Annotated in this window: 15 protein-coding genes; 9 read left to right on the top strand and 6 right to left on the bottom strand. The window is 31.8% G+C overall.

Features of this window, described 5'->3' with window-relative positions:
* Positions 1–102: 102 nt before the first annotated feature.
* Together QYS47_RS13155 and QYS47_RS13150 are read left to right on the top strand one after the other, a co-directional pair.
* Positions 103–789, top strand: a complete 687-nt coding sequence (locus QYS47_RS13155; protein WP_302124131.1) for an SGNH/GDSL hydrolase family protein — start codon at positions 103–105, stop codon at positions 787–789.
* Positions 789–1,451 carry a hypothetical protein gene (locus QYS47_RS13150; RefSeq protein ID WP_322346659.1) on the top strand — a complete coding sequence of 221 codons (663 nt, stop codon included), beginning with the start codon at positions 789–791 and terminating at the stop codon, positions 1,449–1,451. The genes QYS47_RS13155 and QYS47_RS13150 overlap by 1 nt, the downstream gene beginning before the upstream one ends.
* 32 nt (positions 1,452–1,483) lie before the next feature.
* On the opposite strand, the gene QYS47_RS13145 is transcribed toward QYS47_RS13150, so the two are convergent.
* The gene (locus QYS47_RS13145) at positions 1,484–2,236 is read right to left on the bottom strand and encodes a methyltransferase family protein (protein WP_322346657.1); all 753 of its coding nucleotides are present in this window, start codon (positions 2,234–2,236) and stop codon (positions 1,484–1,486) included.
* Between the two features lie 158 nt (positions 2,237–2,394).
* Here QYS47_RS13145 and QYS47_RS13140 point away from each other — a divergent pair, with 158 nt between their 5' ends.
* Positions 2,395–2,937, top strand: a complete 543-nt coding sequence (locus QYS47_RS13140) for a DsrE family protein (protein WP_322346656.1) — start codon at positions 2,395–2,397, stop codon at positions 2,935–2,937.
* Here the strand turns inward: QYS47_RS13140 and QYS47_RS13135 are convergent, their stop codons facing one another.
* The 3 genes from QYS47_RS13135 to QYS47_RS13125 form a co-directional block, all read right to left on the bottom strand.
* A complete protein-coding gene (locus QYS47_RS13135) occupies positions 2,938–5,220 on the bottom strand; it encodes a DUF5916 domain-containing protein (protein WP_322346655.1) in 2,283 nt (760 codons plus the stop codon). It abuts the gene before it with no gap.
* 67 nt (positions 5,221–5,287) lie between these two features.
* Positions 5,288–7,864: a PAS domain-containing sensor histidine kinase gene (locus QYS47_RS13130; protein WP_322346653.1), complete on the bottom strand. Its 2,577-nt coding sequence runs from the start codon at positions 7,862–7,864 to the stop codon at positions 5,288–5,290.
* Between the two features lie 116 nt (positions 7,865–7,980).
* Complete coding sequence (locus QYS47_RS13125; protein ID WP_322346652.1) at positions 7,981–8,484, bottom strand: dihydrofolate reductase; 504 nt, start codon at positions 8,482–8,484, stop codon at positions 7,981–7,983.
* Between the two features lie 179 nt (positions 8,485–8,663).
* Here QYS47_RS13125 and QYS47_RS13120 point away from each other — a divergent pair, with 179 nt between their 5' ends.
* Both QYS47_RS13120 and QYS47_RS13115 read left to right on the top strand, forming a co-directional pair.
* The gene (locus tag QYS47_RS13120) at positions 8,664–9,521 is read left to right on the top strand and encodes a fructosamine kinase family protein (protein ID WP_322346651.1); all 858 of its coding nucleotides are present in this window, start codon (positions 8,664–8,666) and stop codon (positions 9,519–9,521) included.
* Between the two features lie 173 nt (positions 9,522–9,694).
* Positions 9,695–10,060, top strand: coding sequence for a hypothetical protein (locus QYS47_RS13115; protein ID WP_308356241.1), 366 nt, complete (start codon positions 9,695–9,697; stop codon positions 10,058–10,060).
* 101 nt (positions 10,061–10,161) lie between these two features.
* Here the strand turns inward: QYS47_RS13115 and QYS47_RS13110 are convergent, their stop codons facing one another.
* Positions 10,162–11,886, bottom strand: coding sequence for an alanine/glycine:cation symporter family protein (locus QYS47_RS13110; protein WP_308356242.1), 1,725 nt, complete (start codon positions 11,884–11,886; stop codon positions 10,162–10,164).
* Between the two features lie 237 nt (positions 11,887–12,123).
* Here QYS47_RS13110 and QYS47_RS13105 point away from each other — a divergent pair, with 237 nt between their 5' ends.
* Genes QYS47_RS13105 through truA form a run of 4 tightly spaced genes read left to right on the top strand, consistent with a single transcriptional unit; the run spans position 12,124 to position 14,679 of the window.
* A complete protein-coding gene (locus QYS47_RS13105) occupies positions 12,124–12,987 on the top strand; it encodes a hypothetical protein (RefSeq protein WP_322346650.1) in 864 nt (287 codons plus the stop codon).
* Positions 12,984–13,412: a DUF2141 domain-containing protein gene (locus tag QYS47_RS13100; RefSeq protein ID WP_322346649.1), complete on the top strand. Its 429-nt coding sequence runs from the start codon at positions 12,984–12,986 to the stop codon at positions 13,410–13,412. Before QYS47_RS13105 ends, QYS47_RS13100 begins: the two co-directional genes overlap by 4 nt.
* A 4-nt stretch (positions 13,413–13,416) precedes the next feature.
* Complete coding sequence (locus QYS47_RS13095; protein WP_302101376.1) at positions 13,417–13,890, top strand: hypothetical protein; 474 nt, start codon at positions 13,417–13,419, stop codon at positions 13,888–13,890.
* 6 nt (positions 13,891–13,896) lie between these two features.
* On the top strand, positions 13,897–14,679 hold the full coding sequence (gene truA, locus QYS47_RS13090) for a tRNA pseudouridine(38-40) synthase TruA (RefSeq protein WP_322346647.1): 783 nt from the start codon (positions 13,897–13,899) through the stop codon (positions 14,677–14,679).
* On the opposite strand, the gene cysM is transcribed toward truA, so the two are convergent.
* Positions 14,680–15,561 carry a cysteine synthase CysM gene (gene cysM, locus QYS47_RS13085; protein ID WP_322346644.1) on the bottom strand — a complete coding sequence of 294 codons (882 nt, stop codon included), beginning with the start codon at positions 15,559–15,561 and terminating at the stop codon, positions 14,680–14,682.

Genomic DNA, 15,561 nt, shown 5'->3' with positions numbered 1-15,561 from the left:
ATTTTCGACAATTGAATAGTAATTAATACTGTAAGTTCATATCAAGATTGTTTCCATTCTAATAAATATATTTTAATTTGCATTTTATTTATATTAATAACAATGAAAATCATTAAATCAGCCCTTATCGTATTTATAGTATTTTCGATTAGCATGAAATCAATGTCACAAGATAAATATTCCTATTTAGCATTAGGTGATTCCTACACTATTGGTGAGTTAGTTGAAGAAGAAGAAAGATGGCCAGTTGTGCTTTCCAAAAAACTAAATGATCGTGGGATTGAAATAGAAGTGGAAAAAATAATAGCGACCACTGGATGGACAACGGATGAATTAATAGAGGCGATCAATAAAGATAAATCATTAGAAAACACTACTTATGATATTGTTAGTCTTCTTATTGGTGTTAATAATCAATATAGAGGTTATGGGATAATTCAATATGAAGAAGAGTTTGAAGAGTTATTAAAGAAAGCGATCACTTTAGCAGACAAGAAAGCTAAAAATGTATTCGTTGTAAGTATTCCAGATTATGGAGTTACTCCTTTTGTTAAAAATAATAATAAAAATGGAGCTATAATTGCTAAAGAACTTAAGAAATATAATAAGGTTGCAAGAAACATATGTGAAGAATACGGTGTTGAGTTTTTTGATATAACTCCCTTATCTTTAAAGGCTATTTGGAATACAGATTATGTTGCTAAAGATGATTTACATCCATCAGCCAAAATGTATGAAGAATGGGCGGATTATATTGAACCTGGTTTGTATCAGCTATTAAATAAATAATGAAGAAGTATATCCCTATATTTTTTATCCTAGTTTTTGTCTTTACGGCTTGTAAAGATAAAATGGTATGTGCTGCATTTCAGAGTAGCTACATTCTAGATGAGGAAGAACAAAGGAAGAGATTTTCCTTGTTTCAAGGGGATTCTTTGGTTTTAACAGCTTCAACATCTACAGGTCACTATAAAACCAATATCTATGGTATTTCTGAAAAGAAATACGGCTATTGGAAGGAACAAGGATTGCTACAAGTCGATCAGAAGAATGTATATAGCGAAGAGGTTGATTCATTATTAAATGTGAGTGAAAATGGATTGCCTGAAATTGCTGAAGGGGGAGATGCTCCAGAAAAAACGCCTTTTACACCTGAATTAGATTCTGCACAGTTGGCACAAGGTGCTGATCCCTGGGATAATACAAAACGTTTTCATTACAATGTTGATTTTGTGAATTATATGTTATTAGTAGGAAATGATATTCTAATTCAACAATCTGCTGAAAGAGACTCAGCTCAAGCCAAACAAGAAAAGAGATTAGAAGGAGGTAAGGGAAATCAACAGGCAAGTGATTCAACCTCAAATGATAAGAAAAAAATATTCGGGAATCTGTTCAATAAAAAGGATAAGAAAGAAAATCAATCTGAACAGAAAAATGAAGAAAATTAAAAGCTGTTTCATTATTGAAACAGCTTTTTTTATTATCTATTAGGCTCAGTTCTTAATAATGAAGATTTCTTCAAAGCCTTTAACACTAAATATAAAATGATTGAAATGCCTGCTGCAATCAATAAATAATTATTAAAATTTTTAGATCCTTTTAATAACTCCCCAGCAATATCAAATGCTGCAAATATTATAAATATTGCTGCAAACCCATTTTTTTCCTTTTTTAGAACCTTTTTCCAACTGTATGGTAAATTAGGTTTTACAAAGTTCTTAAATGAAGGAATGAATGCAGGTGTTTTCTCTGCCCATTTTAAATAAGTTTCTCCAAATTTTCTCCTTAAGAATTGTTCTTCAGCGAACATGATTCTTTCATAATACACCCAATAGAATAATATGAAGGCAATATTGAACCATATATTTTCTGTTAAAAGAGCAGGTCCAAACCACATGAAAAAATTACCAACATATAACGGATGTCGAACAGTAGAATAAATCCCCGTTGTATTTAATGAATCTGCTAGTTGTTTTTCGGTGTTTCTTCCAGAAGTGTTTTTTGGAGTATGACCAACCGTGTATGCTCTTATGTATTGACCAAATAAACTAACAGCGATACAGAATAATAAATAATAAGATTTTATTTGTGAATCTTGAATTATGAATGTTTCAGGGTTTAAAACAGAATAAAGATATACTCCTAAACCAATCAATAATATTAATACAGGTAAAGTTCCTCTGTATTTGAATAACCAAACTCCTTGTTTTTCAAATTCTTCTTGTAAAGCCATTAATTGTTTATATCTAAATTTATGGTCGCAAAGTAACTACTAAATCGTGAAATAATTAAGCCAATTAAGAGAAAAAGACAATTGTTTTCAATTTTCTCAATAAGTATACAGAATTAAAGTAAATTCATCTTATTTTTAACTTATAAAATCGCACTAAAATGAAACATAAATTACTAATACTTTCCCTATTAATATCTTTAAGTTACTCCAGTATATTAGCTCAAGAAGCACAACATCCTATTGTGAAAGGATATGGTGGTATTTATGAAATTGAGGATCCTGTTGAATTAGTTCAGCCCGATAAAGAATATAAGATTCTTATTGAATTAGTATCTGAAAATAAAAATCCTGAAGAACATTCCTTTTGGATCAATAATGTTGCTCGCTTAATGAATTTACATGGAATTCAAGGAGTGCCAAAAGAAAATTTGAAAGTAAAGGTAGTAGTTCATGGACCTGCAGTATTAGATATTTTATCAAACGGTAATTATTTCGAAAAATTTAGAATTGCAAAAAATCCTAATATTCCAGTTTTGGAAGCTCTGGATGAGGCCGGTGCTGAAGTGATTGTGTGCGGTCAATCTTTATTGGCTCGGGAATTAGCAAGAGATGAAATATGGTCTAAAACTAAAGTGGCTACATCCGCACTCACTACAATTTCTAAAAATGTTTCAGAGGGCTATGTACTCTTTAAGTTTTAACTAAAGGTTAAACCAATAATTAAGTTTTAAAACGATGGCTCTGCTTTTTGTGTCCTCACCAGGTACAAAATCTATTGGGCCACCAGGGGCAAAGTTTTCTGTATAAACTAGGAAGACATCTGAAACCGGTGCAAATCTCCACTGGAATCTTAAATTATAGTTTACATTATCGAATCGGTTATTGTATTGAGCAAATCCTGTGAAAAATACTTTGTCCGTCATAGTAAAGTCAAGCCTTGGACCTAGGAGATAAAAGTTAGCATTTTCAAAGCCTTCAGAGAGTTGAATTGCATTGTAATCATAAGTAATAGCAAATGAACCGTAAGGTTGGAATCTATATGCTAACTGACCTCCTGCATTAAAACGAGTTCCTGTGTAGAATCCACCATAGGTAAGAGATCCGTCTATATTTAAAAGTTTTCTTCTATCAGATTGATAATTTAATCTCATGGAATTCCAATTGTAATCACTTCCCTGCGGTAAAATTCTATTTCCTATTGGAGCAATAGGGTTAAAATCAAAGAACATATATTGGTATGTTCTTGACCATTGTGCGGAAATGGAAGATGTATTGGTAAAGGATACACCATAATCTACACTGAAAGATCGATCAGTATTTTTCGAAAAATCATTATTGTAAGTGTAAGATATATCAAAGCTTATTTCTTGGTTTATAATAGCATCACTTTTGGGGTAATGAATGTATTTGGGACTAAAAGATCCCTGATTATATCCCACTCTTGGTACAAATCCCATTTCTGCATTAAAACCATCTCCAATAGCTGTGTGTACCCATCTTATTGAAAAATTTCTTTCTTGGTATCTTAAAAATGCTCCATGGTTATAGGTATTATCATCATTCCAGGTATCGAATGATCTTTGATAATAAAAGTCACCTGCCCAGCGCGTGTCTTCAGAGAATAAATTATATTCTAAGCCTACAACTCTATTGTAACTCTTGAATTCTAAAGTTGTGTCCGAATTTTGAACTATCCTTCTGGCTACTGTCGGGTTATAAGAACTGAATTCTCTACTTTTATTTATATTTATATTTTGCTTGTTCGCAAAAACGAATGCCACATTTGATCTACTAAATATATTTTGTTGCAATGCCAAAACACTATAATTCTGAAAAGGTATACCTAATTCATTATTTTCAGCAGTACTCATGTTTAATAAACCTAGTCTTAGTTTCTCATTTAATTTCCCACTTAATCTGGCTCCACCTACTATAGGTACCTGTCTAGTTCTTCCTAATGTATCGGTACTTATTCCTATCCTTCTGGAGAAAAATGCTCTGCTTTGAGGGAAGCCAAATTTGCTAAAAAGGTCTGCATTTTCCAGAAAGAATTGTCTTCTCTCTGGAAAGCTCACTTCAAATCGACTTAAATTTATGACTTGCCTATCAACTTCAACTTGTGAGAAATCTGGATTAACCGTTAAATCAAGATTTAAGCCAGGAGTAATTCCAATTTTAGCATCGAAACCAGCATTCGCTTTTTTAGAATAATTGGTTTCATTGGCTGCATAATTCCTTGATAAATCTCCCAATACATAAGGAATGAAGGATATATTACTACCTGTTTTTGGAGGATCCTCTGGCCACAATAGTTTACCACTAAATGTAAGGGCGGAAGGTGTATATTGTTGTTCTACTGCTATCCAGCTACTTCTTTCATTTCTTTTTAAATGATTTCTAAAAAATTGGATATTCCAATTTCGATTACCTTCTGCATATCTGATAGATTTAAATGGAATAGCGATTTCAGCTATCCATCTATCATCATATTTTTTTACATTTGAACTCCATTTGTTATCCCAATCTTCATTAACATTTGTTCCTTCATCTATAGTACCCTCTCTTTGGACACCGTAAGGTGTTATTCCAAATGAAAAGCCATTAGTGAAATCATTATAAGGGTCTATATATATGCTGAAATTTTCATTTAAGGGCCAGTCCCAATCTCTTCTTAAGGATTGTACTACATAGCCGTCCTGTCCATCAAAACAAGTAATGGCAAAATAGAAGTTTTCATTATCGTAGGTCATTCTTACTTCCGATTCCAATTCCGCAGATCTATTATCATCTGGAATTACCATATAAAAATCAGTAGCTACTTCTGTTTCTTGCCAGATTAATTCATTCAAAATTCCATCAAGTACAATCTTCTCAGTTGTTTTTTGAAGGTTATAAACTGTTTCCTGAGCTACATTTTGAGCAAAGGAAGTAATTATTGAGGCAAAGAAAAATGCAATAGTAAGATATATTGATCGTACATTCATAAGAGGCAATACTACAAATTAATGCGATCGCATGTTTGAACAATTTTATAGACGGACTTATAATTTTTTACAACTTTATTTTCTTAGGAATACTAAAAAAGAAACTGCTTCCTTCTCCAACTTTTGATTCCACCCATATATCACCCCCATATTTCTTAAGAATTTTTTTACATATGGCTAATCCTAAACCTGTGCCTGAATAGCTTGATTTTGAATGTAGTCTTTGGAAAATCTGAAAGATTTTATCATGATATTTTTCATCTATACCAATGCCATTATCTTGAATTCTAAATATAAAAAACCTTTTATCTTCTTTCCATGAGATGTCAATTTTTATGGATTGATCTTTAAGGGTGTATTTAATGGCATTACCTATTAAATTATGAAAAACTTGTCTTATCGCTGTTTTGCTAAATAAAACTGAAGGTAGTTCATCAACATTTAAATCAACTTTTTTCTCAGTTAAACTAGTATGCAATAAGCTTAAAACTTCGGACAGCTCCTCATTAAAATCAAGTTGTTCTAAATTTTCTTCCTGATTACCTGCTCTGGAGTATTCCAATAAATCAATAATGATTTGCCGCATTCTTTTAGCACCATCAACTGCAAAGTTTATATATGTTTGTGCTTTATCATCTAATTGATCTTCATATTTATTTTGCAATTGTTCCATGAAACTCGAAACCATTCTTAGCGGTTCCTGTAAATCATGTGAAGCTATGTAGGCGAATTGCTCTAATTCTTGATTGCTTTCTTCAAGCTTTTTTGTGTATTTCTTAAGCTTAAGGTTTAAAGCTTCTAATTTTTTTTGATGCTCCTTTTCATGTGTGATATCCGTAAAATAAATAGATAATCCATTTTTGGAAGGATAAGCTCTGATGTTAAACCACACTTTTAATACATCATTATAAAAGTCAAAAGAGCGAGTTTCATTGTTTTTAATTGCTAGATTATATTCTTTTGCAGCAATACTATCTTTAGTATAGTCAAAAATATCCCACATATTTCTACCAATGGCATTTGTTTTCTGAAGATTTAGGAGTTTTTCAGCTTTTTTATTGAGATATATAAAATTATAATCATTATCAACTGCTAAAAAAGCATCCGAAATGCTTTCTAATATTTCGTTTTCTTTCTCATACGCATTTTCTAGCTCTTCTTGTATTATTTTTCTTTCGGTTATGTCTTTGAAGTAAATCGAAAACCCTTCCTTACTAGGATAAATACACTCATCAAACCAAATTTTGAATGGTGGGAAATAAAACTCAAACTGTGCTAATTTTGATGATTTTTTTACTTTTTCTAGATAACCTTTAAAAACGGTTTCGCTTAATTCCGGAAATTCTTTGAATAAGTTTTTACCTAATAATTCGTTCTCATTTCTATTAAGTAATTTTTGAGCGCTCTTGTTAAGGTAAGTGAAATTATAATCTTTATCTAATGCGTAAAAGGCATCTGAAATACTTTCTAGAATATTTTTCTTATCGGCTAGTGCTTTTTGAATTTCAAATTTAGTTTTAACCTTTTCTGTTACGTCTTGTACAGTTGAAATCATTAAATCTAATTCTGAGAGCGGAATATTCTTTGCATCTATATATTTAGTATCTCCAGTTTTAGTGGTAACCCTGATTTCATTCCACTGCATTTTATTTACATCTCCTGTTGCAATATCACCCATTACTTTGGCAATCATTTCATGCCTATAAGTTGGATCAGGATATACTTTTTCAAAGAAAGCATTTACATCCTTTAAATCTTTTTCTTCCCAGCCATAAGTCTCACTAAACTTTTTATTCATCATAACTTGCTGTCCTGTACTTATTATGTTCACAGCAACTCCCAAGGGAATATGGTCAATTATATTTTGAATTAGTTCATACCTTTTAAATTGTTCGTTTTCTATTTGCTTTTTATGGGTAATATCAGTGGAATGACAAACTAATCCAATTATGTTCTTGTCTTCATAGATAGGGGTAAGATTAGCAAGAATCCAAGCTTCCTCTATTTCAGGATTTCCGTTAGGAGCAATCTCAACATTAATTTCTTCACCCTTGAAACATCTATCATAAAGATCCTTCCAAATCTTTACATATTCCTCAGTTAGATGAGGTATCTCAAGCATATTAACTCCAACACTTAAATCATAATACAAATTTGATTTAAATCTGTCCTTCATGCTTTTATTAAAGGCTAATAGCTTATAATCCTTATCAATACTCCATATCAGATTGTTTGTATTGTTTATTAAGGAGATAGGGGACTGTAGAATTTGAGATTTATTGATATTGTCAGGGTCTTCAAACTCCTCTTTTCTGGCTAGGCAGTATATAATCTCAGTATTTTTATCAAATTGAATCTTTGTTTTTAATGGGAGCCTATTTTCATTTTTATGGATAAATAAAAATGAATAATTTTTTACAGATTTAGAATTCTGAATTTCTTTTAGTAATTCAACAATTTCATTTTTATTATTAGCAGTGAATTTGGAAATGTTGTGGTGAAGTAATTCATCAGCTTTATAGCCTAATAATTCTTCGCAATTCTCATAAACGAATATGAAATTTCCTGATATGTCAAGTGTAAAAGCAATATCTTGACTTAAAGCCATAATTTTATTTAATGATATTGCCTTTTCTTCAACCATTTTAAAAAATTTAAATCAGCAAAAAATACTTAGTTTTATCTTACTAAAATTACATGATTACAAGTTTTTTTGCAATTTTAATTGGTGCGAAAAGGTACACGAACATATAGAATAAGTTATGCTCTCTCATATACTTTATATGTAAAGTCAAATTGATGTTTCTCATCTGTTGGGTGATGCTCACTACTTACTTCTTTCCAATTTGATTTGTCAAAATCCGGAAAAAAAGCATCTGCATCAGGAAATTTTGCATTTACTTCAGTTATGTAAAGCCTGTCAGCAAATTGTAAGCCTTGCTCGTAAATTTGGCCACCTCCGATTATGAATAATTCTTCTTCCTTATTTTCTTTTGCGTATTGTATTCCTTCTTCAATATTGTGAAATACAATGGTGCCGTCACGTTCCCATTCTTTATTTCTGGTAATGACTATATTTATTCTGTTGGGTAATGGCTGGAACTTCTCGCCTAATGAATCGAAATTTTTCCGACCCATCAAAATGTGGTGGTTACGTGTTTTATCTTTAAAGTATTTGAGATCATCTGGAAGGTGCCATATCATGTCATTATCCTTTCCTATTGCATTATTAATGGCTCTTGCGACTATCATTGATATTATCATAGAATCAAATTTATAGTATTAATTTGTATTCAAAATTAAGGTTTAAAATTCTTTTATGAATTAAACACAATTTATTCATTTACTCAGGTTTTAAAATATTAATTTTTAAGGGTTTTATCTTTTTTGATTTTTAATCAAATTTTATCTTCTTCAATGGGTTCATCAAATAATTTATTGCTATGATTCCTAATTCTATAAGAGCTTTTATATCTGATTTTCATCAAGCAAGCGTAAATAATTTTATTACCGTAGGAGGAGGGAGTATCAATGAAGCTTATAAGTACTCATTAAATGATACAAGTTATTTCTTAAAGTTTAATAATCAAATAGAGGGGATAATTGAAAAGGAAGTAGAGGCTTTAAATGCTATAGATAATTTGAATTGTATAGCAACTCCTCAAATCATATGTTTTAAAAAACTGAATGGCTATGAAATATTAATTTTAGAGTTCATCAATTCAGGAATAAAAAGTCATCAGTCTTGGGAAAATTTTGGAAGGCAATTAGCTAATATGCATAAGGAGCCAGCACCATTTTATGGGTGGGAAGAAAATAACTTTATTGGAGCTTTAGAACAATCAAATAAGCCGCAAGATAATTTTCGTGATTTTTTTATACACCAAAGACTTTCTCCACAATTAGGGTTAGCAAAAAAGAAGAATCTACTGAGTAGGAATGAACTTAAATTGTTTGACAAACTATTTTTAAACTTACCTTCAATTTTACCAGATACTAAACCCTCCTTAGTACATGGCGATTTATGGAGTGGTAATTTCATAATAGGAGAAAATGATAGACCTTATTTAATAGATCCTGCGGTTCATTACAGTTTTCGAGAAATTGATTTGGCATTCACTCATTTATTTGGGGGGTTTGATAGCACGTTTTATGATAGTTATCAAAATCAATATCGGTTAGAGCCAAATTTTAATGAAAGAATAGATTTATATAACTTATATCCCTTATTAGTCCATTTGAATTTATTTGGTACTGGGTATTACCATTCCGTGATAAGTAGTTTGAAAAAATATGTATGAAAATGTACGAAAGTGAATGAAAATGTGTTCGATTTCGAACTATTTTACATTTGCATAAAATCAAAAAGCCTGTTTAATTCATTTAAATGCACATCTGCAACTATTGTAATTTTGGCAGCGTCTTAGATATAGAAACAATAACAAAATAATAAATTCACAAAAAATCTAAGAAAATGAAAACTGTTAAAACCACCGCCAGAATGATTGCTTTAAGCTTAATTTTTAGCTTAGCCTTTAGTGTAACTGCCTTTGCTGATCCGAAGGAAAAATCAGAAACTCCTTCCTATTCAGATACTGAAATGATTGAAATGTTAGAGTTAGATTATGAATTTTCTAATATTGAAAATGATTTAAGAAGAGAAGGGATTTTAGAATGTGCTAATGCAGAGATTATTGTAGTATTAGGAGAGAATGATGAGATTGTTTATCAAGGATCCCATCAATTAGAAGATGAAAATAATGCGTTTTTAACAAGATTGTTAACTAAAGCTGATTATTTAATGTCTTCAGGAAACAAAAACTTTTACAAAGTATTTTAAAATGAATTTCTAAAATGTGAAAATAAAATTTTATGGAATATCTATAAAAAAGGCTGCCTCAAGAGGACAGCCTTTATTATTTATAGTATTTTTAATTATTTCTATTTGAATTTAGGGTGATCTTCACCAGGGAAATTTTCTTCAAAGAAATCACCATATTCAGAAATGGTTCGCTTCATATCCTTCCTTAACCATAAAATACCAACTAAGTTAGGAAGTGTCATTAAAGCAATGGTAATCGCAGATAATGTCCAGATAATAGTAGTATCTTGAAATGCTGCAAAGAAAAAGGCAACAACATATACAATTCTATAATAAATAACCGATTTAGGCCCAAATAGATATGTCATTGCTCTGTCGCCATAATATGACCAGCTAATCGCTGTACTAAATGCGAATAATAACAAACCAATTGAAACTATATATTGACCAAAGTCACCAAAAAATCCTCTTTTAAATGCCAAAGCTGTTAATGGCGCACTATGTACCAAAGATTCACCAATAAACTTAATTGGTCGATCATCAGAAATCTTTCCGTTTGTAACGGCTACAGATCCTGTAAACACTTCATCGGTTAATAAATCTTCATCTTTATAAACTGTAATGTTATCGGCAAAACTTCTACTATGAATGAAAGTAAAGTCATCATTTTGAATTTTTCCGTCTACTACCTTTAACTCACCTGTATAAGTAGGAAGCTTCTCTACATCATTAATGTGCATGTAGATTTTATTTTTATGCCCCTCATTTGACTCAACATATTCTTTTTCAAGAATTTCAATTTCAGCATATTCAAATTGATTCACATGCTTTTCATTCCACGCACCAGATGATAATAAAACTAATCCAGTTACTGTACAGATAATGATAGTATCGATAAAAGGCTCTAAAATTGCCACCATACCTTCGGATAAAGGTTCATTTGCTTTTGCAGATGCGTGCGCAATTGGGGCAGAACCTTGTCCAGCCTCATTTGAGAATAATCCTCTGTTTACTCCTCTGTTAAATGCGTATGCTATATTAGCTCCAATAAAACCGCCAGTAGCTGCAGACCCAGTGAATACATCTCCGAAAATAGCGATGAATGAAGGAATAATATTTTCATAATTAAATAGAATAACTGCAAATGCACCAATGAAATAGATAATTGCCATTCCTGGTACAAGCTTAGAAGTTACAGCTGCAATTCTTTTAATACCTCCAATAATCACCAAACCTAAAAGTACTGCTAATACGGCTCCTGTTAAAACTTGGTCGATTCCGAAAGTAGCCAATAATGTGCTAGAAATACTATTGATTTGAGGTAAACTACCTGTTCCAAAGGAAGATAAAACAGTTGCAAATGCAAAGATTGCAGCTAACCATTTTAAGTTTACTTTTTTACCATTGAATGTGAAGTTTGCATTCTTCATGTAGTACATCGGACCACCTGCCATTGTACCATCATCTAGTTTTGTTCTATATTTATGAGAAAGTGAAACTTCAACAAATTTTGTACACATACCGATTGCAGCGGTTACAAGCATCCAGAATAATGCAGCGGGTCCACCTAAGTGAATTGCAAATGCAACACCGGCAATATTACCAGTTCCTACTGTACCTGATAATGCTGTAGCTAAAGCTTGAAAGTGAGAGGTATCTCCAGGTAAATCTTTACGGTCAAATTTACCAGATACAATTTTTACAGCGTGCTTAAAAAATCGTATTTGAGGAAATTTAAGATAAAACGTGAAAAATAAACCCGTTCCTAATAGCGCGTATGGAAACCAAGTTGCACTACCAATAAAGCTATCAATTAAAATCAGAAAATTATTTACTTCTTGCATAAAGCTATAGTTCAGTTAGTGTACTTTTTTTAGAATGGTGACAAAACTAACAAAAATTACATTAGATAAATGATTTGATCCTACTGTTTTTATGATTGGTTTGTAGAAATGATAAATTTCTAAGACATAAATGGTTTTAAACGAACCAAGCCAAAGTGGATTTTAACTCTACTATTTTTTACTATTTAGGGATTTGCCTTTATCTTTGACTTGATCTTAAAATTTCACCTATTTATCATGCGTAAAATATTACTCACATTACTATTCAGCTGTATATCCATCTTTTCAATACAAGCACAGTTTGAATTGGACAGCTTAAAACAGAAATGGATAAATGTTGGCAGAGAACCAATTGAAGGAGTTTACTCTTTATCTGGAAATAGCAGGTCTTATTCGATCGCATTAGCTAAAGATGACGATGTTTTTAAATTAGTTTATTTACAAGGTGGATTAGATAGTTGGGTTTATGGCGACCTAAAAGGAATGATAGCTAAATCTGGTGAGATGTACGAAGGAAGATGGAATGCTGGTAAACCAACAAAGCCAAATCTGGAGGATATTAAAATCGTTTTTGGGAACAAAAAATTTATTTTGTACTGGTCTGATTGGTCAATTGATGAGTTCAAAATGATATATCCTGAAAAAGCAGAAGAGCCAACTAATATGGATAAGGTTTTTATGGATGAGGCTTTTAAAAGGGATGAGATTTCAATTCCTATTCAATTGAGTGATTCAGGTGAAGTTGAAATTCCTGTGATGGTTAATGATGTATTAAAAATATACATTGGTTTAGAGAAAACTTCACAGGAGGTAATTGTTTCTCGAGATATTGCCAAGACCTTAATTCAGACGAAAACATTGGGATATAAAGAATGGAAACAAGGAAATTATTATCACTTTATTGATGATAAGAAAGAATTTGAACCCCCTCATGTTTTTAATTTAAATTCGTTAGGATTAGGAGAACAACAATTAAATGACCTGGAAGCCGTTGTTTCAAAAGACTTGACAAGATCTATGCTAATCAGTTTTGATGTATTGGAAAGATTTGGTAGAGTAAATATTGATTTAGAAAATAAACTTTTAACCATTAAGCCATGATTATTAATTCATTTATCCCATTATTATTTGCATTAGTATCCTTCAATTTAGATACACAAACCCAATTAGAGATTGAAATAGGTGAGTTTAGAAATGAAAAAGGCCATATATTATTATCGGTTTTTGATAATGCTGAGGACTATCCAAGGAACGCAAAAAATGCAGTACTCAATAAGAAAGTAAAAGTAAATCAAAAGTTTCATACGATCTCCATTAATGATCTTCCAGAAGGTGAATATGCCATTGTTTTTTTACATGATGAAAATGGAAATGAAGAAATGGATACTAATTTTGTAGGTGCTCCTGAAGAAGGATATGGTGCTAGTAATGATGCTGTGAATATGTTCAGTGCACCAAAATATGAAGAAGCAAAATTCACTTTGGGGACAGAACCTCTTAAAATCAAAATGAAAATATTTTATTAGTTCAATGATGTACACTAAATATTTAGCATTAGCATTTGTATTATTTATTTTCTCATGCTCACAAAAATCTGATCAAAATGAAACTCAAGATCCTTTATGGGATTTAGAAGAACAAGTATTTGAAAAAGGTGAAAACATTAAAATAGATGAAATCAATAAGTCTATTGAAAAGGCAAGTAGCATGCGTCTTAGTTGGGCATATAGCCCTATTACGATTGCTATTAGAATAGCAGGACAGCAAATGATAGGGCCAAATGTGAAAATCTTAGCAAAAAGTTTATCAGGTAATGAACTTATAACTCATGTGGTAGTGATGGTTGAAAAGAAAAGTATACCAGATGATTCCATTGCAGATGAGTATTACAGGGTTGAATTAAAATTAGGAGGAAGCATTTGGCAGGTCGTAGATATTAAGAATGCTTGGAGCTGCAGAACTAATAGAGGTCATTCTGAGGTTAGCGCTGTATTGTGTAAATAAAAATTAATGGCTTCACGGTATAAGTTTTTTTACTTAATTGAAATTCAATATTTAGGATTTAGATATCATGGCTGGCAATTTCAAAAGGAAGTGAAAACGCTTCAAGGAATGCTAGAAAGGACTTTTAAATTTCTCTTCGAACAGCAGACATTTAAAATATTAGCATCTGGTAGGACTGACGCTATGGTATCTGCTGAAAGTTCTTATTTTGAGCTTTTTACAAATCATGAGCTTGAGCTCGATAGTTTTATTCAAGAGCTTGATTATAACTTACCCCCTGATATTAAAGTGAAAAATATATCAGTTGTTGACGCTAAATTCAATGTTATTCAAGATGTTGAACTCAAAACCTATCATTATTATTTTGCTTCAGTTCAAGAAAAATATCCGTTTGCCTCGCCATTAATGAATTGTATTCAAGCACCTTTAGATATTGAGGCCATGATAAGTGCAGCCAGCATATATAAAGGCTTACATGATTTCAAATTTTTTATGACAGGAGATGCTGAAAATAAAAATACAGAGCGATACATTGAGGATAGTAAGATAGAGCCTAATCAAGAATTAACTGCTAGTTTTTTTCCAGAGGACAGTTTCGTTTTTTCTGTTACCGGAAAAGGGTTTATGCGTTATCAAGTTCGATATATGATGGGCGCCTTAATTAAAATTGGGATGGGGGAGATTTCTATAAAAGATTTAGAAAATACCTTAAAAGGAAAAGAAGCTGCTTTTGAAAAATTCAATGCTGCAGCTTCAGGTTTAATGGTGAAAAATGTAAAGTTTAAATAATTATACTTTAAATAAGCCTGAGCTTAAATAGCGATCTCCTCTGTCACAGGTAATGCATACAATCACACCTGAATCTATTTCTTTGGCAATTTCCAGCGCTGCATAAAGAGCTCCTCCACTGCTCATACCTGCTAAAATACCTTCCTCTTTTGCCATTCTTCTGGTCATGTCAGTTGCGTTTTCTTCACTAACATCAATGGTTCTATCCACTCTTTCTGCTTCAAATATTTTCGGTAAAAATTCAGGAGACCATCTTCTAATTCCTGGGATTTTTGAACCATCAGTTGGCTGTGTTCCCACAATTTGAACATCAGGATTTTGCTCTTTCAAATATCTCGATACTCCCATTATTGTACCTGTAGTACCCATAGCAGAAACAAAATGGGTGATTTTGCCTTGAGTATCATTCCAGATTTCAGGTCCTGTAGTTTTATAATGCTGCTTATAGTTATCAGCATTTCCAAATTGATTAAGCATATAATACTTACCGCTTGCAGCCATTTCTTCTGCAACTGTTCGGGAATATTCAATAGTGCCTTCAGCTTTAGTTAATATTACCTCAGCACCATAAGCTTCCATTGTTTGAATTCTTTCTGCTGTAGAGTTCTCAGGCATTATTAGAGTCATATGTAAGCCCTTAAGCTTAGCAATCATGGCAAGCGCAATACCCGTATTTCCACTAGTTGCTTCTACTAATTTATCTCCTGCTTTTATATCACCTCTTTCTAAGGCAGCACTAATCATCCCTAAAGCAGCTCTATCTTTTACACTACCACCTGGATTTTGCCCTTCAAGTTTACAATAAATTTTAACGTTTTTATTTGTGGGAATATTCTTTAATTCTACAATTGGAGTATTTCCCACTAAGTCTTCTACAAACAT

It is taken from the genome of Marivirga arenosa, from assembly GCF_030503875.2.
Taxonomy (GTDB): domain Bacteria; phylum Bacteroidota; class Bacteroidia; order Cytophagales; family Cyclobacteriaceae; genus Marivirga; species Marivirga arenosa.
This window is presented reverse-complemented; position numbering and strand designations above follow the sequence as displayed.

Coding starts and splice junctions, on each gene's coding strand:
- QYS47_RS13155 (WP_302124131.1), top strand. CDS start 103: ATGAAAATCATTAAATCAGCCCTTATCGTATTTATAGTATTTTCGATT.
- QYS47_RS13150 (WP_322346659.1), top strand. CDS start 789: ATGAAGAAGTATATCCCTATATTTTTTATCCTAGTTTTTGTCTTTACG.
- QYS47_RS13145 (WP_322346657.1), bottom strand. CDS start 2,236: ATGGCTTTACAAGAAGAATTTGAAAAACAAGGAGTTTGGTTATTCAAA.
- QYS47_RS13140 (WP_322346656.1), top strand. CDS start 2,395: ATGAAACATAAATTACTAATACTTTCCCTATTAATATCTTTAAGTTAC.
- QYS47_RS13135 (WP_322346655.1), bottom strand. CDS start 5,220: ATGAATGTACGATCAATATATCTTACTATTGCATTTTTCTTTGCCTCA.
- QYS47_RS13130 (WP_322346653.1), bottom strand. CDS start 7,864: ATGGTTGAAGAAAAGGCAATATCATTAAATAAAATTATGGCTTTAAGT.
- QYS47_RS13125 (WP_322346652.1), bottom strand. CDS start 8,484: ATGATAATATCAATGATAGTCGCAAGAGCCATTAATAATGCAATAGGA.
- QYS47_RS13120 (WP_322346651.1), top strand. CDS start 8,664: ATGATTCCTAATTCTATAAGAGCTTTTATATCTGATTTTCATCAAGCA.
- QYS47_RS13115 (WP_308356241.1), top strand. CDS start 9,695: ATGAAAACTGTTAAAACCACCGCCAGAATGATTGCTTTAAGCTTAATT.
- QYS47_RS13110 (WP_308356242.1), bottom strand. CDS start 11,886: ATGCAAGAAGTAAATAATTTTCTGATTTTAATTGATAGCTTTATTGGT.
- QYS47_RS13105 (WP_322346650.1), top strand. CDS start 12,124: ATGCGTAAAATATTACTCACATTACTATTCAGCTGTATATCCATCTTT.
- QYS47_RS13100 (WP_322346649.1), top strand. CDS start 12,984: ATGATTATTAATTCATTTATCCCATTATTATTTGCATTAGTATCCTTC.
- QYS47_RS13095 (WP_302101376.1), top strand. CDS start 13,417: ATGATGTACACTAAATATTTAGCATTAGCATTTGTATTATTTATTTTC.
- truA (WP_322346647.1), top strand. CDS start 13,897: ATGGCTTCACGGTATAAGTTTTTTTACTTAATTGAAATTCAATATTTA.
- cysM (WP_322346644.1), bottom strand. CDS start 15,561: ATGTTTGTAGAAGACTTAGTGGGAAATACTCCAATTGTAGAATTAAAG.